At 72.7% G+C, this 21,198-nt stretch carries 21 protein-coding genes; 10 read left to right on the top strand and 11 right to left on the bottom strand.

Annotated features, from left to right (window positions below; genetic code table 11):
• Positions 1–6 precede the first annotated feature (6 nt).
• Both QBL25_RS19930 and QBL25_RS19925 read right to left on the bottom strand, forming a co-directional pair.
• On the bottom strand, positions 7–666 hold the full coding sequence (locus QBL25_RS19930; protein WP_409058395.1) for a response regulator: 660 nt from the start codon (positions 664–666) through the stop codon (positions 7–9).
• The gene (locus QBL25_RS19925; RefSeq protein WP_409058394.1) at positions 663–1,997 is read right to left on the bottom strand and encodes a sensor histidine kinase; all 1,335 of its coding nucleotides are present in this window, start codon (positions 1,995–1,997) and stop codon (positions 663–665) included. Before QBL25_RS19925 ends, QBL25_RS19930 begins: the two co-directional genes overlap by 4 nt.
• A 239-nt stretch (positions 1,998–2,236) precedes the next feature.
• On the opposite strand from QBL25_RS19925, the gene QBL25_RS19920 reads away from it, so the two are divergent.
• The 4 genes from QBL25_RS19920 (at position 2,237) to QBL25_RS19905 (ending at position 6,116) form a co-directional block, all read left to right on the top strand.
• A complete protein-coding gene (locus QBL25_RS19920) occupies positions 2,237–2,794 on the top strand; it encodes a GlcG/HbpS family heme-binding protein (RefSeq protein WP_409058393.1) in 558 nt (185 codons plus the stop codon).
• Positions 2,795–2,878: 84 nt separating this feature from the next.
• Positions 2,879–3,481 carry an ankyrin repeat domain-containing protein gene (locus QBL25_RS19915; RefSeq protein WP_409058392.1) on the top strand — a complete coding sequence of 201 codons (603 nt, stop codon included), beginning with the start codon at positions 2,879–2,881 and terminating at the stop codon, positions 3,479–3,481.
• Entirely contained in the window at positions 3,478–4,653 is a 1,176-nt protein-coding gene (locus QBL25_RS19910; RefSeq protein ID WP_409058391.1) for a hypothetical protein, read from the top strand. Before QBL25_RS19915 ends, QBL25_RS19910 begins: the two co-directional genes overlap by 4 nt.
• Positions 4,654–4,667: 14 nt before the next feature.
• Positions 4,668–6,116 carry a M1 family metallopeptidase gene (locus QBL25_RS19905; protein ID WP_409058390.1) on the top strand — a complete coding sequence of 483 codons (1,449 nt, stop codon included), beginning with the start codon at positions 4,668–4,670 and terminating at the stop codon, positions 6,114–6,116.
• 47 nt (positions 6,117–6,163) lie between these two features.
• On the opposite strand, the gene QBL25_RS19900 is transcribed toward QBL25_RS19905, so the two are convergent.
• Entirely contained in the window at positions 6,164–6,679 is a 516-nt protein-coding gene (locus QBL25_RS19900) for a GNAT family N-acetyltransferase (protein WP_409058389.1), read from the bottom strand.
• A 232-nt stretch (positions 6,680–6,911) separates the two neighbouring features.
• Complete coding sequence (locus tag QBL25_RS19895; protein WP_409058388.1) at positions 6,912–7,487, bottom strand: TerD family protein; 576 nt, start codon at positions 7,485–7,487, stop codon at positions 6,912–6,914.
• A 197-nt stretch (positions 7,488–7,684) separates the two neighbouring features.
• Here QBL25_RS19895 and arfB point away from each other — a divergent pair, with 197 nt between their 5' ends.
• The gene (gene arfB, locus QBL25_RS19890; RefSeq protein ID WP_409062715.1) at positions 7,685–8,122 is read left to right on the top strand and encodes an alternative ribosome rescue aminoacyl-tRNA hydrolase ArfB; all 438 of its coding nucleotides are present in this window, start codon (positions 7,685–7,687) and stop codon (positions 8,120–8,122) included.
• A gap of 101 nt (positions 8,123–8,223) precedes the next feature.
• Here arfB and QBL25_RS19885 read toward each other — a convergent pair whose 3' ends face one another.
• Positions 8,224–8,715, bottom strand: coding sequence for a flavin reductase family protein (locus QBL25_RS19885; protein WP_409062714.1), 492 nt, complete (start codon positions 8,713–8,715; stop codon positions 8,224–8,226).
• Positions 8,716–9,169: 454 nt separating this feature from the next.
• On the opposite strand from QBL25_RS19885, the gene cdgB reads away from it, so the two are divergent.
• The gene (cdgB, locus tag QBL25_RS19880; RefSeq protein ID WP_409058387.1) at positions 9,170–10,843 is read left to right on the top strand and encodes a diguanylate cyclase CdgB; all 1,674 of its coding nucleotides are present in this window, start codon (positions 9,170–9,172) and stop codon (positions 10,841–10,843) included.
• A 75-nt stretch (positions 10,844–10,918) separates the two neighbouring features.
• Positions 10,919–11,908 (top strand): carbohydrate-binding protein, encoded by a 990-nt coding sequence (locus QBL25_RS19875; RefSeq protein ID WP_409058386.1) that lies wholly within the window; start codon positions 10,919–10,921, stop codon positions 11,906–11,908.
• A 35-nt stretch (positions 11,909–11,943) separates the two neighbouring features.
• Here the strand turns inward: QBL25_RS19875 and QBL25_RS19870 are convergent, their stop codons facing one another.
• From QBL25_RS19870 to QBL25_RS19850, 5 genes are all read right to left on the bottom strand, one after another.
• Complete coding sequence (locus QBL25_RS19870; protein WP_409058385.1) at positions 11,944–12,792, bottom strand: ketose-bisphosphate aldolase; 849 nt, start codon at positions 12,790–12,792, stop codon at positions 11,944–11,946.
• Between the two features lie 67 nt (positions 12,793–12,859).
• A complete protein-coding gene (locus QBL25_RS19865; RefSeq protein ID WP_409058384.1) occupies positions 12,860–13,792 on the bottom strand; it encodes a 1-phosphofructokinase family hexose kinase in 933 nt (310 codons plus the stop codon).
• Positions 13,793–13,948: 156 nt separating this feature from the next.
• Positions 13,949–15,130, bottom strand: a complete 1,182-nt coding sequence (nagA, locus tag QBL25_RS19860; RefSeq protein WP_409058383.1) for an N-acetylglucosamine-6-phosphate deacetylase — start codon at positions 15,128–15,130, stop codon at positions 13,949–13,951.
• Complete coding sequence (locus QBL25_RS19855; protein ID WP_409058382.1) at positions 15,130–16,092, bottom strand: ROK family protein; 963 nt, start codon at positions 16,090–16,092, stop codon at positions 15,130–15,132. Before QBL25_RS19855 ends, nagA begins: the two co-directional genes overlap by 1 nt.
• Positions 16,093–16,232: 140 nt before the next feature.
• On the bottom strand, positions 16,233–17,126 hold the full coding sequence (locus tag QBL25_RS19850) for an SIS domain-containing protein (RefSeq protein WP_409058381.1): 894 nt from the start codon (positions 17,124–17,126) through the stop codon (positions 16,233–16,235).
• A 180-nt stretch (positions 17,127–17,306) separates the two neighbouring features.
• Between QBL25_RS19850 and QBL25_RS19845 the strand changes: the two genes are divergently transcribed.
• Genes QBL25_RS19845 through otsB form a run of 3 tightly spaced genes read left to right on the top strand, consistent with a single transcriptional unit; the run spans position 17,307 to position 19,696 of the window.
• Positions 17,307–18,524: an ABC transporter substrate-binding protein gene (locus QBL25_RS19845; protein WP_409062713.1), complete on the top strand. Its 1,218-nt coding sequence runs from the start codon at positions 17,307–17,309 to the stop codon at positions 18,522–18,524.
• Between the two features lie 10 nt (positions 18,525–18,534).
• A complete protein-coding gene (locus QBL25_RS19840; protein WP_409058380.1) occupies positions 18,535–18,828 on the top strand; it encodes a DUF3263 domain-containing protein in 294 nt (97 codons plus the stop codon).
• A gap of 16 nt (positions 18,829–18,844) precedes the next feature.
• Positions 18,845–19,696, top strand: coding sequence for a trehalose-phosphatase (otsB, locus tag QBL25_RS19835; protein WP_409058379.1), 852 nt, complete (start codon positions 18,845–18,847; stop codon positions 19,694–19,696).
• On the opposite strand, the gene QBL25_RS19830 is transcribed toward otsB, so the two are convergent.
• Entirely contained in the window at positions 19,684–21,120 is a 1,437-nt protein-coding gene (locus QBL25_RS19830; RefSeq protein WP_409058378.1) for a trehalose-6-phosphate synthase, read from the bottom strand. The two genes, otsB and QBL25_RS19830, sit on opposite strands and share 13 nt — an antisense overlap.
• Positions 21,121–21,198 lie beyond the last annotated feature (78 nt).

The following is a 21,198-nucleotide window of genomic DNA, read 5'->3' as shown; positions in this document are numbered from 1 at the left end:
CGTACGTCACGGCAGCAGCCGCTGCTCCTTCGCCACCGCCACCGCTCCCGCACGCGTGTCGACCCCGAGCTTGTCGTAGATCCTGCCCAGGTGCGTCTTGACCGTGGCCTCGCTGATGAACAGCGCGCGGGCGATCTCGCGGTTCCCCAGGCCCTGGGAGAGCTGCGCGAGGATGTCGAGCTCGCGGTCGGTGAGGGTGGGCAGCGGCTTGCGCATGCGGGCCATCACGCGGGAGGCGACCGGCGGGGAGAGCGTGGTGCGGCCCTGCGCGGCGGCGTGGATCGCGGCGAAGAGCTCCTCGGGGCGTTCGGCCTTCAGGAGGTAGCCCGTGGCCCCCGCCTCGATGGCGCGGGTGATGTCGGCGTCGGTGTCGTACGTCGTCAGGACCAGGATGTGGGGGACGGGTCCGGCGGCGGACGTGATCTGGCGGGTGGCCTCCACGCCGTCCATGCCCTCGCCCAGTTGCAGGTCCATCAGGACGACGTCCGGCGCCAGCTTCGCGGCCAGCGCGATCGCCTCCTCGCCGGTGCCCGCCTCCCCGACCACCTCGATGTCCGGCGCGCTGCCCAGCAGGGCGAGCAGTCCGGCGCGTACGACGATGTGGTCGTCGCAGACCAGGAGCCGGACCGAGGGGGCGGCCGGGGGAGGAGGGGGAGTGGGGTTCATCGGGGGTCCTCCTGGGGGGAGAGCGGGATCGAGACCGAGAGGACCGCGCCCTCGCCCGGTGCCGACTCGATCGTCAGTGTGCCGCCGAGCTGCCGCACGCGGGCGCGGATCGCGGGCAGCCCGTGCCCCCGCCGGTCGGAGGCGGGCGGCTGGCCGGCGGGGGTGAAGCCGCGGCCGTCGTCCGCGATGTCGAGCACCACCTGGTCGTCCAGATGCGTGAGCGTCAGGGCGGCCGTCGTCGCGTCGGCGTGCTCCGTCACGTTGGCGAGCGCGCCCTGGGCGATGCGCAGGAGCGCGGACTGCGTCCGGTCGGGGAGCGTCGCCGGCACGCCTTCGGCGTGGAAGCGGACCGTGAGGCCCGCGTCCTGCGCGGTGCGCGCGGCCAGCGTCCGCAGCGCCTCGTCGAGGCCGCCGCCGTCGGCCAGGTCGGCCGGTGCGAGGTCGTGCACGAAGCGGCGGGCCTCGGCCAGGCCGTGCTCGGTGATCGACTCGGCGGTACGGACGTGGGCGCGGGCCTTGGCCGGGTCGGTGTCCCAGACGCGGTCGGCGGCCTGGAGCAGCATCTGCTGGCTGGACAGGCCCTGGGCGAGGGTGTCGTGGATCTCCATGGAGATGCGCTGGCGTTCGGCGAGGGTGCCCTCGCGGCGCTCGGTGGCGGCCAGTTCGCGCCGGGTGCGGATGAGGTCGTCGATCAGTTCGCGCTGGCGGCGGGCCTGGCGCTGCATGTAGGCGAAGACCGCGGTCGCGATCGCCGACACGGCGGGCGGCCCGAGGATCAGGTCCGGGTCGTAGCGGCCCGCGAGCCGCAGCTGCGAGGCGATGACGCAGCCGGTCAGGACCACCACCAGGGCCAGGGCCGCGCGCGGCGGCAGCATCCGCAGCCCGGTGAAGAACAGCGGCACCGCGCACCAGCCGAAGCTCGGCGCGAGGACGATCAGGACCAGCCAGACGCCGATCACGAGCGCGAGCCAGGTGAGGCGGCGTGGCGTGGGGCGGACCCCGGCCGCCGGGCCCAGCGCGTACGGCGTGGAGCGCCTGCCGGGGCGGGCGCCGGCCAGATGGGGGAGGGCGTAGAGGACGGCGAGGATCACGGAGAGCGCGATGATCCAGGGGACGCGCGCGCCGCCGGGGTGGCGCAGCAGGAAGCGGGCCAGCGAGGTGGCCAGGAGCAGGTAGAACGTCGCGTGCATGACGGCCGCGAGCCAGCGCGCGTCGGGGTCCGCGGCGTCCCTGCCCGGAACGCCGGACGGCCCCCGGACGGCGTCCGGGCGGGGGCGGGCGGCGCGTCGCGCGGCGGCGGGCTGTGCGGGGGAGCCCTCGTCCTGTCCCACGGCTTCGTTCCTTCCGACGCGCTGAACTGGGCAAACACCCTCATTGTGACCCGGTGGGGCCACGGTGGGGTCAACCGATCGGTTGACCCTGGTGTCGGCCGAGTCGCGCGCGGCTCCCAGCCGGTACGCCGAGGGGTGCGGGCCGGTGGCGACCGGAGGATTGGTCGCAGGGAGAACAACCTCCCCGATCGCCTTCCCCCCCCCGGGACCCCGTCCCGCTTCGCTCAGAGGAGCACCCCGTGCAGAAGCTCTCCCGCCGCACCCGTGTCCTGACCGTCGCCGCCACCGCCGCCGTCCTCGGCGCGGGCACCTTCGGCGCCGTCTCCGCCAGCGCCGAGTCGCCGGCCGCCGCCCCCAAGGCCGCCGTCGCCGCCGACGCGGCCGACAAGAACCTCACGCAGTCGACGCACCTGAACGTCGCCGCCGCGACCAAGGCCGCCCAGGCCACCCTCGACGCCGCGAAGAAGGAGAACCAGCGCGTCTCCGTCGCCGTCGTGGACCGCAACGGCAACACCATCGTCGAGCTGCGCGGCGACGGCGCGGGCCCGCAGTCCCCCGAGTCGGCCGTGAAGAAGGCGTACACCGCCGTCTCCTGGAACGCGCCCACCTCCGAGCTGGTCAAGCGCCTGGAGCAGGCCCCGAACCTGAAGGACATCCCCGGCACCCTGTTCCTCGCGGGCGGCGCGCCGGTCACCGCCAAGGACGCGCCCATCGCGGGCATCGGTGTCGCGGGCGCCCCCAGCGGCGACCTGGACGAGAAGTTCGCCAAGGCGGGCGTCGCGGCGCTCGGCCGCTGAAGCCGCTGAGCTGCGAAGCTTCCGGAACCGGCTGATCTCATGCTGCCGAGGCTGTTCCCGGTCCGTACGACGAGGAGGACGAACATGACGAGGACCGCCGACGATCTGTGGCTGCTCGACGCCGCACGGTCCGGGAACGCCGGTGACGTGAGAGCCGCCCTCGACGCGGGGGCCCGCGTCGAGGCCCGCGACGACGAACTGCGCACCCCGCTGCTGCTCGCCGTCCTGGGCGACCACGTCGAGGCCGCGCGCGCCCTGGTGGCCGCGGGCGCCGACGTCGACGCCCAGGACCACCGCGCCGACAGCCCCTGGCTGGCCACCGGCGTGACCGGCAGCGTCGCCATGCTGCACGTCCTGCTCCCCGCTGGGCCGGACCTGAAGCTGCGCAACCGCTTCGGCGGGATCTCCGTGATCCCCGCGGCGGAGCGCGGACACGTGGCGTACGTACGGGAAGTGCTGCGCGCCACCGACATCGACGTGGACCACGTCAACGACCTCGGCTGGACCGCCCTCCTGGAGGCCGTGATCCTGGGCGACGGCGGTCGCGCGCACCAGGAGATCGTGGAGCTGCTGCTCACCGCGGGCGCCACGCCCGGCCTTGCCGACCGGGACGGCGTGACCCCGCTCGCGCACGCCGAGCGCCGGGGTTTCGCCGAGATCGCCGCGCTGCTGCGGGGTGCCCCGTGAGGGCTCCCCGGGCGGCGGGCGCGATACGGACCTCCCGCGCGGCGCTCGCCGCCGGGAGCGCCCTCCTGGGCGCCGCGGTCCTGGCCGGCTGCGGCACCGGGGGCGGCAGCGGGGACAGCGCCGGGGACGGCGCCGCGGCGAGCGGCCCCAAGCCCTCCCGAGCGACCGCCACGGCCACCCTCCCCGCCCAGGAGCGCACCCCCGAAGGCACCCTCCTGGTCGCCGACTTCGGCTCGGACACCGTCACGTTCGTCGACCCCGAGCGCGGGCCCGTCGAGTCCGTGCAGGTCGGCAAGGCCCCGTACGGCCTGGCCGTGGGCGAGGACGGCCGGGCCTGGGTGGCCACCGCGGACGCCGTGGCCGTCGTGGACACCCGCACCCGCGAGCGCGTCGACCGCATCCCGTACGAGACCGAGAGCGGCCCCGCGACGAGCGGGGAGTACCGCGGCGGCGGCATGGGCATCGCCCTGTCCCCGGACGGCGGGCACGCCTACGTGGGCGTCAACGTCCCGGACGGCAAGGGGACGCTGGAGGTCATCGACACGGGCACGCGCGAGGTCACGGACACCGTTCCGGTGGGCCGGCGCCCCTTCGACGTGGACGTGTCGAAGGACGGGCGCGAGGTGTACGCGACCAACCACGACTCGTTCGACGTGACGGTCGTACGCGCCGACACGCTCAAGCCCCGCCGCATCGAAGTCGCCCCCTACGGCACCGAAGGCGGCCTCGGCTCCTGGCTGAAGCCGCACTACGCCGCCGTACGCCCCTCGGACGGCAAGCTCCTGCTGCCCTTCGAGGGCGAGAAGCTCGTCGTGCTCGACCCGCGCACCGGCGAGTCCGACATCGAGCCGATGACGGCCGACACCCATCAGCACGGGGCGCGGATCACGCGGGACGGCACGCTGTTCGCCGTCGGCACGGGACCGATCGACCCCTCGCAGGACGAGGGGCCCTCGCTGACCGTGCGGACCGAGGACGGCGAGGAGAAGGTCTTTCCCCTGGACGGCCCGCACGAGGACGTCGCCGTCTCCGAGGACGGTGACACCGCCTACGTCACCGGCGGCTTCACCCGCGACGGGTACTGGAACGGCATCACGGTCGTCGACGTCGAGAGCGGCGACACCCGCAGGCTTGCGGCCGGGGAGCGCCCGTTGGGGATCGCCGTCCTGTAGGCGCCACCGAACATATGCCGCATAAGATCACAGGCGTGTACCCACGATCCACGGCGCTGCGCGGCACATCCGCCGCGGCCCTCACCGCCCTCGTCCTCACCGCCTGCGGCGGCTCCGGAGTGCACGGCACGCCCGGAGCCGACGGCGTGCGTGACCCGTACTTCCCGCAGCTGGGCAACGGCGGTTACGACGTCGCGCACTACGACCTGACGCTCGGGTACGACCCCGAAGCCCGGCACCTCACCGGCACGGCCGAGGTCACGGCCCGCGCGACCAAGGACCTCAGCGCCTTCAACCTCGACCTCAAGGGCCTGGACGTGCGGGGCGTGACCGTCGAGGGGAAGGCCGCCTCCTTCCACCGCGACGGGCAGGAGCTGACGGTCCGGCCCGCCGACGACCTCGACGAGGGCGAGACGTTCCGCACGGTCGTCCGCTACTCCGGCAGCCCCGAGACCATCACCGACGCGGACGGCTCCGAGGAGGGGTGGCTACGGACCGAGGAAGGGGCCCTGGCGCTCGGCGAGCCGACCGGCTCGATGGCGTGGTTCCCGTCGAACAACCATCCCTCGGACAAGGCCTCGTACGACATACGCGTCACCGTCCCCAAGGGCCTGAAGGCCATCTCCAACGGCGAGTTGACCCGCGAGTCGACCAAGAACGGCCGCACGACCTTCGCCTGGCACAGCGCGGAACCCATGGCGAGCTATCTCGCCACGGTCGCGATCGGGCCGTACGAGGTGAAGAAGTCCACGACGAAGTCCGGCATCCCGGTGCTCACGGCGGTGGAGCCCTCGGAGGCCAAGGCGAGCGCCAAGGCGCTGAACCGTATCTCCGAGATCATCGAGTGGCAGGAGCTGAACTTCGGCCCCTACCCCTTCTCGTCGACCGGGGCGATCGTCGGCGCCGAGGGCGACGCGGGGTACGCCCTGGAGACCCAGACGCGCCCCACCTATCCCGGCGCGCCCGGCACCGGACTCGTCGTCCACGAGCTGGCCCACCAGTGGTTCGGCAACTCCGTGACGCCCAAGTCCTGGCGCGACATGTGGCTGAACGAAGGCTTCGCGACGTACGCCGAGTGGCTCTGGGAGGAGGACCACGGCGGCGACAGCGCGCAGGAGATCTTCGACCAGATCTACGCGGACGACTACTACGAGGACGACGAGGACAACGAGGCGATCTGGGCCTTCCCGCCCGCGAAGCCGCCGTCCGCCGCGACCATCTCCGACAGCCCGGTGTACGAGCGGGGCGGCATGGTGATCCACAAGATCCGCCGGGCGGTGGGCGACGACACCTTCTACGACATCGTGCAGGGCTGGACGAAGACCCACCGCCACGGCAACGCGGACACCGAGGACTTCACGCGGTACGTGGAGCGGCACGCGGGCAGCGAGAAGGCGCGCGAGAAGGTCCGCGCCATCTGGGGCCCCTGGCTGTACGGGGACGGGAAGCCGAAGCGGCCGTAGGCCGGAAGCCGAGGCGTCCGCGGGGTCTCGGCCCGCTCTCCCGGCGGTCAGGAGAGCGGTTTGCGCAGGACCGTGCAGGGGCGGTTCGCCGCGCGGTCCTCGCGGTGGCCGATGATCTCGTAGCCGAGTGCCTGCCAGAAGGCGAGGCCGCCGGCGTTGCCGTCGAGCACCGCCAGTCGCAGGGCCGTGCGCCCGGCCGCCCGGAAGCGTTCCTCGACGCGGGTCGCGAACGCGCGGCCGTGGCCGGAGCGCTGCTGCCCGGCGTCCACCATGAGCAGGCCGATCCACGGGTCGGGGTCGGCGGGGTCGGGGTGGTGGTCCAGCGTGACGGCGATCCCGACGACCCGGCCCGCGGACCGCGCGACGAGCACCTCGGACCCGGGCACCGCCAGTTCGTCCGCGAGCGCGGCGGCGACCTGCTCGGGGCGGATGTCGTCCGGGTCCGGGAAGTCCCCGGACAGGGCGTGGAAGGCGTGGTTCGACGCGTACAGGGCGGTGAGCTCGGTGAGCAGCTCGCCGGGGAGTGCGCCGCTTTCCGCGGGGACGAGCGGTTCGAGGATCATGCGGCGCAGGGTAGCCCCGCACTCGGTTAGCCGCCCGTCCGCAGGGACTCGAAGGCGCGGGTCTGTCGCACGATCGTGTTCGCGCTGCCGTACGGGAGCGGGCCCCGGCTGCCGCCGTCGCGCGGGAGCGACGACCCCGCGGGAGCCGGGGTGCCTCGAACGCCGCGAGGGCCCCCGGCGCAGCTTGCGCCCGGGGCCCTCGCGAACCGGCCCATGAACCGGCCGGTGAACCTCAGACGTTGACGCCGAAGTCCTGGGCGATGCCGACGAGGCCCGAGGCGTAGCCCTGGCCGACCGCGCGGAACTTCCACTCCGCGCCGCTGCGGTACAGCTCGCCGAAGACCATGGCGGTCTCGGTGGCGGCGTCCTCGCTCAGGTCATAGCGGGCGATCTCCGTGCCGCCGGCCTGGTTGAGGATGCGGATGAAGGCGTTCCGCACCTGGCCGAAGTTCTGCGAGCGGTTCTCGGCGTCGTAGATCGAGACCGGGAAGACGATCTTGTCGATGTCGGCCGGGAGGCCTGCCAGGTTGACGTTGATCTGCTCGTCGTCGCCCTCGCCCTCACCCGTGACGTTGTCGCCGGTGTGCACGATGGTCTGGTCCGGCGTCGCCTTGTTGTTGAAGAAGACGAAGTGCTGGTCCGAGAAGACCTTGCCCTGCGGGTTCACCGCGATGGCCGAGGCGTCCAGGTCGAAGTCGGTGCCAGTGGTGGTGCGGACGTCCCAGCCGAGGCCCACGGTGACGGCGGTCAGGCCCGGAGCCTCCTTGGTGAGCGAGACGTTGCCACCCTTGGACAGGCTTACTGCCATTGTTGGGAGTCCCTTCCCTCGTTGCGTACGAACGGGCTTCGTTCTGGGGACGAAGCTACCGTCACCCCTATGAACGTCGACCGGGGTCCCAGAGGTTCCAGCTCCTTTTACTTTCTTTACTCACCTCTGGCGCCCCACGCGTCGCAAGCGGGGCGCGCCGTAAATACGGGTGACGTGGACCGGACAGACGCGGGACGATAGGACCCATGTCCGGTCCCTATGTCATCCGCGGCTCCGTCTGTCTTCCCGAGGCGGAGCTCATGTGGCGCTTCTCCAGGTCCTCCGGGCCGGGCGGTCAGCACGTCAACACCAGCGATTCGCAGGTGGAGCTGAGATTCGACCTGGCCCACACCGAAGCGCTGCCTCCGGTGTGGAAGGAGCGCGCCCTGGAGCGGCTCGCGAGCAGGCTCGTCGGCGGTGTCGTCAGCGTGCGGGCCTCCGAGCACCGCTCCCAGTGGCGCAACCGCGAGATGGCGGCCACCCGCCTCGCCGCACTGCTCGCCGAGGCCACCGCGCCGCCGCCGCGCCCCCGCCGCGCCACGAAGATCCCCCGGGGGATCAACGAACGGCGGCTGCGCGAGAAGAAGCAGCGCAGCCAGACCAAGCGCGGACGCGCGGGAGAGGGCTGGGGCTGAGCTCCCCGGGGCGGCCTCCGCACCCTTCCCGGGCAAAGGTGCGGCAGCAAATGTCGTTCAACCTAAAACCATCGGCCGGGCCCGGGCCCTGGACCGGCCCCTCAGCCGAGCTGTCGGTACTTCCCCTTGAAATACACCAGCGGGCCCCCCTCGGCGCTCGGCAGGGCAGCCGAAAGTACACGCCCGATGACGAGGGTGTGATCACCCGCTGTCACCGTCTGTTCGGTCCGGCACTCCAGCGTCGCGAGCGCGCCGCCGATCAGCGGCGACCCCGACGTCTCGCCCCGGGTGTAGGGCAGGTCCTCGAAGAGCAGCCGGTCGCTGATCCGGCCCTTCATCGCGAACCGGCCCGCGATGTGGCGCTGGCTCTCGGAGAGCACCGAGACGCCCCACAGCGGCTGCTCGGCGAGCAGGTCGTCCATCCGGGACCCCTCACGCAGGCTGACCAGCACCAGCGGCGGATCGAGGGACACGGAAAGGAAGGCCGTCGCGGTCATGCCGACGTCCTCGCCGACCGGCGCCTGCGGGTCGTCCGCGTCCAGCGACGGCTCGCACGCGGTCACCAGGACCACGCCTGCGGCCAGCCGGGACATGGCGGCGCGGAACTCTTCGTTGCTCACCCCCACAGGATGCCCGTCCGGGGACGGGGCACGGGGGGCGGGCGGGGCGGGAGGAGTCGCGGAAGCGCTCCCCGGGGATGTCTTCAGTACGGGAACCACGGGAGTGACGCTAGCCCCGCGCTCCCCGCCGCCACATCGGGCCCAGGGCCGAGACCGGGCCTAGGACCGATGGCCGATGCGGGCCGCGAAGCCCCCGCACGGCGCCTCACGAGGGGTGTTGAATGCGAGTGGACTGGACCAACGAAGGCTTCCCATCTGTGACTTGAGTCACAGGACCCATATTTTGTTGACCCTGTGTACCGAGCGGGCTGCTCGCTGTGATTCAGTGACGGTGGCAATCAGACACTGAGAGAACTCAGGTACTGAGAGAACACTAAGGGCGCTGCGAATCCTGGAGTTGCTGTCGAGGTCTCGGGGAGAGCGAGCAATGGAGACCGAGTCGGAGCCGTACGTCCGTCTTGCGACCCTGCGGCAGCTGCATCAGGTGGTGGCGGATCTCAACACGGCCCGGAGCCTGGCGGACACGCTGCAGACCGTCGCCGACGGCGTGGTCAACGGCCTTGGCTATGAACTGGCGTGCGTGAACCTCGTGCGCCCTGACGGCGACCTCGTGGTCGCCGCTTTCGCGGGCAACACCGCCGCCGAGGCCCTCATCACCGGCCGCGTCGGCTCCCGCGAGGCCTGGGAGAAGCGTCTCTCCATGGGCGAGGCCTGGGGCGCCCTGCGCTTCATCTCGTACACCGAGGGCTGGGTCCTCGACGAGGACGACGTCCCCCAGTGGTACACCGACGGCCCCGAGCCCCGCTTCGAGGACGAGTGGCACCCGGCCGACCGCCTCTTCGCCCCGATGTACGCCACGGGCGCGGCCGGCGGCGAACTGCTCGGCGTGATCTCCGTGGACCGTCCGCGCAACGGCCGCAGGCCCGGCGCCTGGGGCCGCGAGGCCCTCCAGATGTACGCCTTCCAGGCCGCCATCGCGATCAGCAACGCCCGGCTCCGCGCCAACATGCAGCGCGCCCTGGTCCGCCTGGAGCGCGAGCAGCAGGCGCTGCGGGCCAGCGAGGAGTCCTTCCGCCAGGCCTTCGAGTACGCGCCCTCCGGCATGGCCATCGCCGAGATGGGCGGCGACCAGCACGGGCGGATCCTGCGGACCAACGACGCGCTGTGCCGCCTGCTTGGCCGCCCCGCCTCCGCGATGCGCCGCTATTCGTTCTCCGACCTGGTCCACCCCGAGGACATCGGCACCCTCCTGCGGACCTCCGCCGAGGGCGGCCGGGCCGAGCTGCGCCTCGCGCGCCGCGACGGGACGTACGTCTGGGTGTCCCTGCGCAACTCCGTCGTCGCGGACGCCGCCGACGGGCCGCGCTTCCTGCTCACCCACGTCGAGGACATAGAGGAGCGCAAGCGCCGCGAGCTCCAGCTCGCCCACCGCGCCTCGCACGACTCGCTCACCGGTCTGCCGAACTCCGCCGAACTGCGCTCGCGCCTCAGCGCCCGGCTCTGTCGCAGGCCGCACGCGGGTCAGCCGAGCGCCGTGGACTCGCTGGACGCGGCGTACGACGGCGTGTACGACGCGGACGGCCAGCACAGCTTCGACTACGGCTCGAACAACGCCCACGCCCTCCAGCAGGGCGGCGACGGCTTCGACCACCACGTGCACACGATCGCGCCGCCCGAGGGGCACGGGGACACGGACGACGGCACCAAGGGCCTGGCCGTGCTCTTCTGCGACCTCGACGGCTTCAAGTCGATCAACGACCGCTTCGGGCACCACACGGGTGACGCGGTGCTCATCGAGGTCGCCAGGCGGCTGACCAGCGGGGTCCGCGACGGGGACACGGTCGCCCGGCTCGGCGGCGACGAATTCGTCGTCCTGGCCGACGGCCTCGGCCGCGCGGACGCGCAGGACCTCGCGGTCCGGCTGCGGAACGCGATCATCCCGCCGATCCGGGTGGACGGCAGGGCGGTCCGGGTCGGTGCCAGTTTCGGCATCGGCTGGGCCCACTGCGGGATGTCGGCTGACGAGGTGTTGCACTCCGCTGACCAGCGGATGTACGTGGAGAAACGGTCCCGTGCCAAGCAGCACAGGCGGGCCGGATGAGGTCAACGCCACCCCGTGGGATCACTCGGAGCGGGTAGGCTCCCCCGGTCAGCGACATGAGGGAGTGACCTGGGAATGACGCCCGGCAACAACGGCGAGCACACGCCGAACCCGCCAGAGGGCGACGACGATCCGTTCGGCTATCTGTACGAAGACGGACAGGCGGCCGGCGCCACCCCGCCCAGCGGCGGGGGCGGCTACGGATATCCCGGTCCGCGGTCCTCGTACAACCACGTGCGCGCGGTCGGCGACCGCCGTCCGAACACGTACGGCACGCAGGCCGCGCCGGCGTACGGCCAGCAGGTGCCGCCGCAGCAGCAGGCCTACGGCCAGCCGAACGCGCACTACGCCGCACCGGAGACGCAGCCCGGCGGAGCCCCGGCGACCCCGCAGTACACCCCGGCGTCCAGAGGCTCCGGCGGCCGTGGCGGCGGCCCCAACACCAAGGGCCTCCTGATCGCCGCGATCGCGGTGGTCGCGGTGGTCGCCATCGGCATCACCGCCGCGATGCTGTCCGGCGGCGGCGACGACGAGGGCGACGGCAACGACGCGGGCACCAAGCCGACGCAGGCCCAGACGGTCAAGCCCAGCGAGAAGCCGACGAAGGACCCCGAGAAGGACCCGGTCGACCTCCCCAAGACGGACGCCAAGGCCCTCAAGCTGGAGGGCGGCACGACCACGGCCTCGGACATAGCGGGCGCCGAGGCCGAGGGCGGTGTCTACGTGGGCGGGTTCGACAAGGTCGGCGCCCAGGTGACGTGGACCGTCAACGGCATCCCCGAGTCCGGCGCTTACAGCCTGCGGGTGAACTACGGCGTTCCCGGCAAGGACTCGAACGCCACCATCCTCGTCAACGGCAAGAAGCAGACCCGGCCCCTGAACATGAAGAACTTCTCCCACGCCGAGGAAGGCAACTGGGAGAAGGGCTGGACCAACACCTGGGCGGTGGTCCAGCTCACCAAGGGCACCAACTCGATCACGCTCACGTGCGCCCAGAGCGACCTGTGCGGGACGACCGGGGCCAACATCGACCAGATGTGGCTCGTCGAGGGCAGCAACGGCTGACCTGCCCCCGCCCGTCCCCTGGGGCTGCTCCAGGATTACTTCAGCAGCCCCAGGAACTCCGCCACCGTCCCGGTCATCGCCTCGCGAGCCGGGGCGAGGTATTTCCGGGGGTCCACGCCCGTCCCGTGGGCGGTGAGGTACGCGCGGACCGCGCCCGTGAAGGCCGTGTTCAGGGCCGTGCCCACGTTGATCTTGACCATGCCGGACGCGACCGCCGCCCGGATCTCCTCGTCCGGTACGCCACTTGAGCCGTGCAGCACCAGGGGCACGGGGACGGCCGCCGTGAGGGCGGCTATCAACTCATGGTCCAGGGACGCCGTGCGGGACGTCATCGCGTGGGAGGAGCCGACCGCCACCGCGAGGGCGTCCACGCCCGTGTCCGCGACGTAGGACGCGGCCTCCGCGGGATCCGTCCGCACGCCCGGCGCGTGGGCGTCCAGGGGGGCCTCGCCCTCCTTGCCGCCCACCTTGCCGAGCTCCGCCTCGATCCAGATGCCGCGCTCGTGGCCCCAGCGCACCGCTTCCGCCGTCGCCGCGACGTTCTCGGCGTACGCCATCTTCGACGCGTCGAACATCACCGAGCTGAAGCCCTCGGGGTGCGCGGCCCGCAGGAGTTCGGGGTCCATGACGTGGTCCAGGTGCAGGGACAGCGGCGCCGAGGAGGCGCGGGCCACCGCCGCCGCGGCGGCCGCGACGGCGGACAGGCGGCCGCCGTGGAACTTCACGGCGTTCTCGGAGATCTGGAGGATCGCGGGGGAGCCCGCCTGCTCGGCGCCCGCGGCGATCGCCTCCGCGTGCTCCAGCGTGATCACGTTGAACGCGGCGACCCCGCGCCCCGCCGCGCGCGCGTCGGATACCAGGTCACCGGTGGATACGAGTGGCACGATGAATGTCCCCAATTCCTGGGCCGGTCCGGCCCGTTGTGCGTCGCCCACGCGGTGACGCGTGTCCTCACGCCGCGGTGGCCTCCCCGGTCACCGCGACCCGCGCGAGCAGGTCTTCGTACGTCGCGGGCACGAACTCGCCCGCCACCGGCGCCTCCACGGTCGCCGCGGAGAGCGCCACGGCCCGGGCCAGGCGCTGGGGCCAGGACAGTTCCTCCACCAGGCCGGAGAGCAGGCCCGCCACCGCCGAGTCACCGGCGCCGGTGGGGTTGCCGCGCACGCGGGTGGGCGGGGCGGCCCGCCAGGTGCCCTCGGGAGTGACGGCGCGCAGGCCCTCGGCGCCCAGCGATGCCACCACCGCGTGCGCGCCCCTGCGGCGGGCGTCACGGGTCGCCTGGGCGGGTTCGTGGGAGCCGGTCAGCTCGGCCAGTTCGTCGGCGTTCGGCTTGACGATGTCGGGGCGGGCGGCGACGCCGCGGCGCAGCGCCTCGCCGCTGGTGTCGAGGAGCACCGGGACCTTGGCGGCCCGCGCGGCCCGGACGAGCGTCGCGTACGCGCCGACCGGGACGCCCGGCGGCAGGCTGCCGCAGAGCGCGACGGCCGCGGCGCCCGAGCGCAGCAACTCCTCGTACGACTCGCGGAAGGCGGTCCATTCGGCGGGGGTGACCGTGGGGCCCGGCTCGTTCAGCTGGGTGGTGTCGCCGGTCGCCGCGTCGACGACGGCGAGCGTGCGGCGGGTCGCGCCCCCGACCGGCACGAGCGCGTCCGTGACGCGGGGCTCGCGGGCGAGGTGCTCGTGCAGGACGCGGCCCGTGTCGCCGCCCGCGAAGCCGGCCGCCGTCACGTCGTGGCCGAGGGCCGCGAGGACGCGGGCGACGTTCAGGCCCTTGCCGCCGGGCCGCTCCACGACCTCGGTGACGCGGTGCGAGGCGTGCGGGACGAGGGCGGGCACGCGGTAGGTGATGTCCAGGGCGGTGTTCAGGGTCACCGTGAGAATCACGTGCCATTCACCCCCGAGATCACTGGAGAACGCGCTTGCTGCCGGTCTCTTTCGGGGCTGATCATGCCAAAGAGAAGGCGGTTGGCCCAGGGGTCAGGGCCAACCGCGTCCTGTTCGTCACTCGTTCAACGGAGGGGGAAATCACCCCAGTTGTGACTATTGCGGGGCAACCACCCAGTCACCCTTGCGCATGACGCCCACCAGGGCGAACTCCGCGTCCAGGATCACCAGGTCGGCGTCCTTGCCGGGCTCCAGGGAGCCCACCGTGTCGTACATCCCGAGCAGCTTGGCCGGGTTGGCGGAGATGGCCCGCACGACGTCGTCGACGGAGAGCCCGTCGACGGTCACCGAGCGCTTGAACGCGCGGTCCAGGGTGAGGGTGGAGCCCGCGATCGAGCCGCCCTCGACGAGGCGCGCGACGCTGTCCTTCACCTCGACCTCCAGCGGGCCGAGCATGTACCGGCCGTCGCCGAAGCCCGCCGCGTCCATCGCGTCCGTGATGAGCGCGGTGCGGGCGGCGCCCGCGTGGTGGAAGGCCAGCTCGAACGAGGCGGGGTGCAGATGCGTCCCGTCGTTGATCAGCTCGACCGTGACCCGCTCGTCCTCCAGGAGCGCGGCGATGGGGCCCGGCGTGCGGTGGCCGAGGCCCGGCATCGCGTTGTACAGGTGCGTCGCCACGGTGGCGCCCGCGTCGATGGCCTCCACCGTCTGCTCGTACGTCGCGTCCGTGTGCCCGATGGCCGCGATCACGCCGTGCTCGGCCAGGAGCCGTACGGAGTCGATGCCGCCCGGCAGCTCGGTGGCGAGCGTGAGCATCTTGGCCCGGCCGCGGGCCGCGTCGATCAGCTTGCGGACCTCGGCGGGGTCCGGGTCGCGCAGGAGGACCTCGCTGTGCGCGCCCTTGCGGCACGGCGAGATGAAGGGGCCCTCGAAGTGGACGCCGGCGATGTCGCCCTGCTCGGCCAGCTCGCTGAGCATGCCCGCCCGCTGGGCCAGAAAGTCCATCTCGCCGGTGACGGTGGAGGCGACGACGGTGGTGGTGCCGTGCAGGCGGTGCGTGTGGACGCCCTTGAGCACGTCCTCGACCGTCCCGGAGGTGAAGGAGGCGCCGCCGCCGCCGTGGTTGTGGAGGTCGACGAAGCCGGGGACGACCCAGTGGTCGGAGCCGAGCTGGACGACTTCGGCATCCGCGGGAGCTCCCCCAGGCTCTCGGCCGCGCTCGAGCAGGGAGGTACCCCCATCCGCGATGCGCGTGCCGTCGACGATCACGCGGCCGTTGGAAAGGGTCCCGGTGGGCAGGACCACCTGAGCACCGGCGAGGACCTTGCTAGTGGCCATCAGGCGGTTACCTCCGTGGAATGGGTGGGGTCGGGGTCGGTTCCTTCGAGCAGATCCCAGGCGAGCAGGCCCGCGCCCAGGCACCCCGCGGTGTCCCCGAGGGCGGCGGGGACGAGGAGCGGCTGGGTCTGGAACGTGACGATGCGTTCCGTCATGGCCGCCCGCAGGGGTGTGAACAAGGTTTCCCCGGCCTCGGCGAGACCGCCACCGATGATCAGGGTGTGCGGGTCCAGGAGGGTGAGGGCGGTGATGAGGCCGTCGGCGAGGGCGTCGACGGCGTCCTGCCACACCTGTACGGCCCGTGGGTCGCCGGACTCCACGGCCTTGGCGCAGTCCGCGGCGTCCGCCTCCGGGTCGCCGCTGGCCGCCGCCCAGGCCTCGCTGACCGCCGAGGCGGAGGCGAGGCGCTCCAGGCAGCCGCGCTGGCCGCAGCCGCAGGGCGGGCCGCCGGGGCGCACGATGATGTGGCCGATCTCGCCCGCGGAGCCGTGGGCGCCGGGTTCGATGCCGCCGCCGATGCCGATGGCGCCGGCGATGCCGGTGCCCAGGGGCACGAAGAGGAACCGGTCGGCGCCCTTGCCCGCGCCGATCCTGCCCTCGGCGAGGCCGCCGGTGCGGACGTCGTGGCCGAGGGCCACGGGGATGCCTTCGAGCCTTCGGCTCAGGAGGTCGCGCATGGGGACGTCGCGCCAGCCGAGGTTGGCGGCGTAGACGGCGATGCCGTGCTCGGTGTCGACGATCCCGGGGATCGCCACGCCGGCCGCGGCGGCGGGTTCGCCGAACTCGGCGATTCCGTGGGCGCGGAGGTCGGCGGCGAAGCCGAGGATGGACTCGACCACGGCGTCGGCCCCGCGTTCCCTGCCGGTGGCCCGCCGGGCCTCGTGCAGGAGCGTGCCGTCCGCCCCGACCAGGGCGGCCTTCATTCCGGTGCCGCCCACATCGAGGGCGATGACGTGTCTCACGCAGGACAGTCTCGCGCGTCGCCCGCGAGAGGTCTAGTCCACTCCGGTCAATCGTCGTGCTCCGCCGGTGGGCGGGTGACCCTAAACCGCCGCTTCGCGGCGGATGTCTCCCGCCCACCAGGCGTCCCGGAAGGCCCGGATCAGCTCAGGATCACGCTGCGGGTCAGGTTGCGGGGGGTGTCCGGGTTCAGGCCTCGGGACTCGGCCAGGGCCACCGCCAGGCGCTGGGCGCGGATCAGGTCCGCCAGGGGGTCCGCCGCCTCGTGGGCGATCAGCTCGCCGCCCACCCGGGCCACGTCTCCCGCAAGGCCCTCGGGCAGGACGCCGAACATCCACGCCACCCGGCCGGGGCCGGTGATCGCGATGGGCCCGTGGCGGTACTCCATCGCGGGGTACGACTCCGTCCAGGCGCCCGCCGCCTCCCGCATCTTCAGGGCGGCCTCCAGCGCCAGGCCGTACGTCCAGCCGCGGCCCAGGAACGTCCACTGCTCGGCCTCCACCGCCGTCGCCGGCAGCGGCTCGGTCACCGCGAGCTCCGCGTCGGCCGCCGCCTCGGCGACCGACTTCACGCCGGGGACGTCCCCGAGCCCGGCCCGCAGGAAGGCGAGCGCGGTCGTGGCGAAGCGGGTCTGGACGACCGACTTCTCGTCCGCCCAGTCCAGGACCGCCACCGCGTCGGCCGCGTCCATGATCGGCGTGTTCGGGTCGGCGGTGATCGCCGTGGTCGGCACCACGCCCTTCAGCTCGCCCAGGAGCTCCAGGACCTCCGTGGTCGTCCCGGACCGGGTGATGGCGACCACGCGGTCGTACCGGCGGCCCGCGGGGAACTCCGAGGACGCGAACGCGTCCGTCTCGCCCTGCCCCGCGGCCTCCCGCAGCGCCGCGTACGCGATGGCCATGAACCACGACGTCCCGCACCCGGTGACGGCCACCCGCTCGCCCGGCTCCGGCAGTCCGTCGAAGGCGGCGGCGGCTTCGGCCGCCCGGTGCCAGCAGGCGGGCTGGGTTGCGATCTCTGCTGCGGTGAGCGACATGCGTCAAGGCTCCTTGCCGGTGGGACGTCAGTGGTACGCCGTTGCACAAGCGATACTGAGGTGGTGTAGACCTCGTGTCCATACGCGAGGGAAAATCGCAGTTCACGAAGATCATCGAGGGTGGGAACAGCTGTGCAGCGGCGCGCGACAGGACTGACCGCGGCGATAGCCGCACTGGGCATGGCAGCGGTGCTCGCCGGTTGCGGCGGTCCCGGCGACTCCGGCGACGTCACCCTCAAGCTGGTGGCGGCCGACTACGGCGACTCCAAGGACAACAGCTCCCAGAAGTACTGGGACAAGCTGGCCAGGAAGTTCGAGGCCGAGAACCCCGGCATCAAGATCGACGTCAGCGTCTACTCCTGGACCGACGTGGACCGCAAGGTCAAGGAAATGGTCAAGGCGGGCGACGCCCCGGACCTGGCGCAGATCGGCGCGTACGCCGACTACGCCGCCGCGGACAAGCTGTACCGCACCGAGGACCTGGTCTCGATCTCCACCCAGGCCGACTTCATGGCCCCCCTCTCCGAGGCGGGCGAGGTCAAGCGCGTCCAGTACGGCATGCCGTTCGCCTCCTCCACGCGCCTGCTCTTCTACAACCAGAAGATCTTCAAGGACGCCGGCCTCACCCCGCCGCAGAGCTGGACCGACCTCGCGGCCGCCGCCAAGACGCTCAAGGCGCGCGGCGTGAAGATCCCCTACGCCCTGCCGCTCGGCAAGGAAGAGGCGCAGGCCGAGACGATGCAGTGGCTGCTCAGCGGGGGCGGCGGCTACACCGACAACGTCGGCACGTACGACATCGACTCCACGCAGAACGTGAAGACCTTCACCTGGCTGAAGGACGAGCTGGTCGGCAAGGGGCTGACGGGCCCCACGCCGCCCGCCAAGCTCGACCGCGCCGAGGCCTTCGCCGCCTTCACGCGCGGCGACGTGGGCATGCTCAACGGCCACCCCACGCTGATGCAGATGGCGGCGAAGAAGGGCGTGAAGTACGGCATGGTGCCGATGCCCGGGGTGAACGGCCACACCCAGGCCACGATGGGTGTCGCCGACTGGATGATGGCCTTCAAGCAGCGCGGGAACCGCGAGGAGATCGGCAAGTTCCTCGACTTCACCTACAGCACCGAGAACGTCCTGGACTTCTCGCGCGAGTACGACCTGCTGCCGGTGACGAACTCCGCCGCCGAGCAGATGACCGACAACAAGGGCGACAAGGCGCTCGCCGAGTTCCTGGAAGAGCTGCCCACCTCGCAGCTGTACCCCGTCGGCAAGACGTCCTGGGCGCAGGTCTCGGTCCAGGTGAAGAAGTACATCGGCAAGGCCGTGGACACGAACGGCAATCCGGCGTCGATCCTCACCCAGATCCAGACCAAGGCGGCCACCGAGGAGAACTCGGAATAGCGTGGCCGGCATGACCGATGCACCGGACGACGACGCGAGGGACGACGGGCCGAGGGGCGGCGACCTGTTCCCCGACACCGGCCTGTCCGAGCGCGACCGCGCGATCCTCGCCCTGGAGCGCCGGGACTGGGTCACGGGACCCGGCGCCAAGGAGCGGGCCGTGCGCGAGCAGCTGGGCCTGGTGCCGGTGCGCTACTACCAGCTCCTGAACGCTTTGCTCGACGATCCCCGCGCCCTCGCGCACGATCCGGTCACCGTCAACCGGCTCCGGCGGGTCAGGGAGTCCCGGCGCGGCGAGCGTTGAGCGTAGGGTCGGGCCCATGGGTGACCTTGAGTACTCTCCCGAGCTGCCCGAGCCCGTGACCCCCGCGGGGCGCGAGGGGCTCGCCGCGCTCCTGGCACGGCCCGAGAAGGCCGTGATCGCGCTCGACTTCGACGGCACGCTCGCCCCGATCGTGCCCGACCCCGAGCAGGCCCGCGCCCACCCCGGCGCCGTCCCCGCGCTCGCCGCGCTCGCGCCGAAGGTGTGCTCCGTCGCGGTCGTCACCGGCCGCCCGGCGGGCGTCGCGGTGCGCTACGGCGGCCTCGCGGGCGTCCCCGGCCTCGAACACCTCGTGGTGCTCGGGCACTACGGCGCCGAGCGCTGGGACGCCGTCTCCTCCACCGTGCACGCGGCCGAGCCGCACCCGGGGGTGGCGTCCGTGCGCGCGGAGCTGCCGGGCTTCCTGGACACGATCGGCGCCTGGCGCGGCACGTGGACAGAGGAGAAGGGCCGCGCGGTCGCGGTCCACACCCGCCGTGCCGCCGACCCGCAGGCCGCCTTCGACGCGCTGCGCGAACCCCTCGCCGAGCTGGCGTCCCGCCACGGCCTGATCGTCGAACCGGGCCGCCTGGTCCTGGAGTTGCGCCCGCCGGGCATGGACAAGGGCGTGGCCCTGGCCGACTACGTGCGCGAGGTGGGCGCCGAGACCGTCCTGTACGCGGGCGACGACCTGGGCGACCTGCCCGCCTTCGCGGCCGTGGAGAAACTCCGCTCGGACCAGGTCCGGGGCCTGCTCGTGTGCAGCGGCAGCGCGGAGGTCAATGAACTGGCCGAGCGGGCCGACCTGGTGGTGGACGGCCCGCAGGGCGTGGTGGAACTACTGGGCGCCGTGGCGGCTCAACTCCGCTGACCGCCGCCCGCGGTGCCCAGCGCGTGCAGCTGGGAGAGGAACCACTGGGCGGGGGGCAGGGCCGTGGCCGCCGCCGCCAGGCGCTTGGTCCGTTCCGAGCGCTCGCCCGGCGGCATCGTCAGGGCCGTGTGCAGGGCCTGCGCGGTGGCCGTCACGTCGTACGGGTTCACCACCACCGCGTCCTCGCCCAGCTCCTCGTACGCCCCCGCCTCCCGGGACAGGACCAGCGCGCAGCCCTCGTCCGAGACCACCGGGACCTCCTTGGCGACCAGGTTCATGCCGTCCCGGATGGGGTTCACCAGGGCCACGTCCGCCAGGCGGTACGCGGCGAGGGAGCGCGCGAAGTCGTCCTTCACGTGGAGCACGACCGGGGTCCAGCCCTCCGTGCCGAAGCGGGAGTTGATCTCGTCGGCGACCCGCTGCACCTCGGCCGTGTAGTCGCGGTACACCGCGAGGTCCTGCCGGGAGGGGTAGGCGAAGGCGACGTGCACCACGCGCTCGCGCCACTCGGGGCGGGTCTCCAGGAGTTCGCGGTAGGCGAGGAGCCCCCGGACGATGTTCTTCGACAGCTCCGTGCGGTCCACGCGGACGATCACCTTGCGGTCGCCGGAGCCGCCGATCTGCTCCCGCAGCGCGACCAGGCGCTCCTCCACGTCGTCCTGCCGCGAGCGATCCCGCAGGAAGTCCGCGTCCGCCCCGAGGCCGTGCACCCCGATGCGCGTACCGGACGTACCGCCCAGGACGGCCACGCAGCACTCCGTGAACGCGTCCGCCCAGCGTCCCGTCAGGAACGCCGCCCGGTCCGCGCCGAGGATGCCGCGCAGGAGCTGCTCCGCCACGTCGTCCGGCAGCATCCGGAAGTAGTCCACCGGGGCCCACGGCGTGTGCGAGAAGTGGCCGATGCGCAGGTCGGGGCGGAGCTCGCGCAGCATGCCCGGCACCAGCGCCAGGTGGTAGTCCTGCACCAGGACCGCCGCGTCCGCGCCCGCGCTCTCCGCGAGCGCCTCGGCGAAGGCCCGGTTGTAGGTCTCGTACGACGCCCACTGCGCCCGGAACTCCGGGCCGAAGGCCGGTTCCAGCGGGGTCTGGTACAGCATGTGGTGGACGAACCACAGGACCGAGTTCGCGATGCCGTTGTACGCCTCGGCGTGCACGCCCTCGTGCGAACCCGCGTCGATGTCCAGCATCCGCACGCCCGGCTCGCCGACCCCGCGCCGCACGGCCTCGCGGTCGCCCTCGCCCAGCGCCGCGCACACCCACAGGGCCCGCTCGCCCCCCTCGGACCCGCCGATCGCGCTGAGCCCGGAGACAAGCCCGCCCCCGCCGCGCTTGGCCGTCAGTTCACCGCTGTCCTCAAGGGTGTAGGTGACGGGGCCGCGGTTGGACGCGACGAGGATCTGGGCGGAGGAGTGCTCGGAGACCATGTGGCGAAACCTAGCCCCTGAGGGCGGTACTCAAACGTACGGCCGGACCCCGGCGGGCCCGGCCGTACGCGTTCGGTC

Source organism: Streptomyces sp. SYP-A7185, from assembly GCF_046103685.1.
In the GTDB taxonomy this organism is placed as follows: domain Bacteria; phylum Actinomycetota; class Actinomycetes; order Streptomycetales; family Streptomycetaceae; genus Streptomyces.
This window is presented reverse-complemented; position numbering and strand designations above follow the sequence as displayed.

What these genes read in the sequence shown, in the direction of transcription:
- QBL25_RS19850 (WP_409058381.1), bottom strand. Translation starts at nt 17,126, where the DNA reads ATGTCGCTCACCGCAGCAGAGATCGCAACCCAGCCCGCCTGCTGGCAC.
- QBL25_RS19915 (WP_409058392.1), top strand. Translation starts at nt 2,879, where the DNA reads ATGACGAGGACCGCCGACGATCTGTGGCTGCTCGACGCCGCACGGTCC.
- QBL25_RS19845 (WP_409062713.1), top strand. Translation starts at nt 17,307, where the DNA reads ATGGCAGCGGTGCTCGCCGGTTGCGGCGGTCCCGGCGACTCCGGCGAC.
- cdgB (WP_409058387.1), top strand. Translation starts at nt 9,170, where the DNA reads ATGGAGACCGAGTCGGAGCCGTACGTCCGTCTTGCGACCCTGCGGCAG.
- QBL25_RS19900 (WP_409058389.1), bottom strand. Translation starts at nt 6,679, where the DNA reads ATGATCCTCGAACCGCTCGTCCCCGCGGAAAGCGGCGCACTCCCCGGC.
- QBL25_RS19885 (WP_409062714.1), bottom strand. Translation starts at nt 8,715, where the DNA reads ATGTCCCGGCTGGCCGCAGGCGTGGTCCTGGTGACCGCGTGCGAGCCG.
- QBL25_RS19930 (WP_409058395.1), bottom strand. Translation starts at nt 666, where the DNA reads ATGAACCCCACTCCCCCTCCTCCCCCGGCCGCCCCCTCGGTCCGGCTC.
- otsB (WP_409058379.1), top strand. Translation starts at nt 18,845, where the DNA reads ATGGGTGACCTTGAGTACTCTCCCGAGCTGCCCGAGCCCGTGACCCCC.
- QBL25_RS19905 (WP_409058390.1), top strand. Translation starts at nt 4,668, where the DNA reads ATGCCGCATAAGATCACAGGCGTGTACCCACGATCCACGGCGCTGCGC.
- QBL25_RS19875 (WP_409058386.1), top strand. Translation starts at nt 10,919, where the DNA reads ATGACGCCCGGCAACAACGGCGAGCACACGCCGAACCCGCCAGAGGGC.
- QBL25_RS19840 (WP_409058380.1), top strand. Translation starts at nt 18,535, where the DNA reads ATGACCGATGCACCGGACGACGACGCGAGGGACGACGGGCCGAGGGGC.
- QBL25_RS19830 (WP_409058378.1), bottom strand. Translation starts at nt 21,120, where the DNA reads ATGGTCTCCGAGCACTCCTCCGCCCAGATCCTCGTCGCGTCCAACCGC.
- nagA (WP_409058383.1), bottom strand. Translation starts at nt 15,130, where the DNA reads ATGGCCACTAGCAAGGTCCTCGCCGGTGCTCAGGTGGTCCTGCCCACC.
- QBL25_RS19895 (WP_409058388.1), bottom strand. Translation starts at nt 7,487, where the DNA reads ATGGCAGTAAGCCTGTCCAAGGGTGGCAACGTCTCGCTCACCAAGGAG.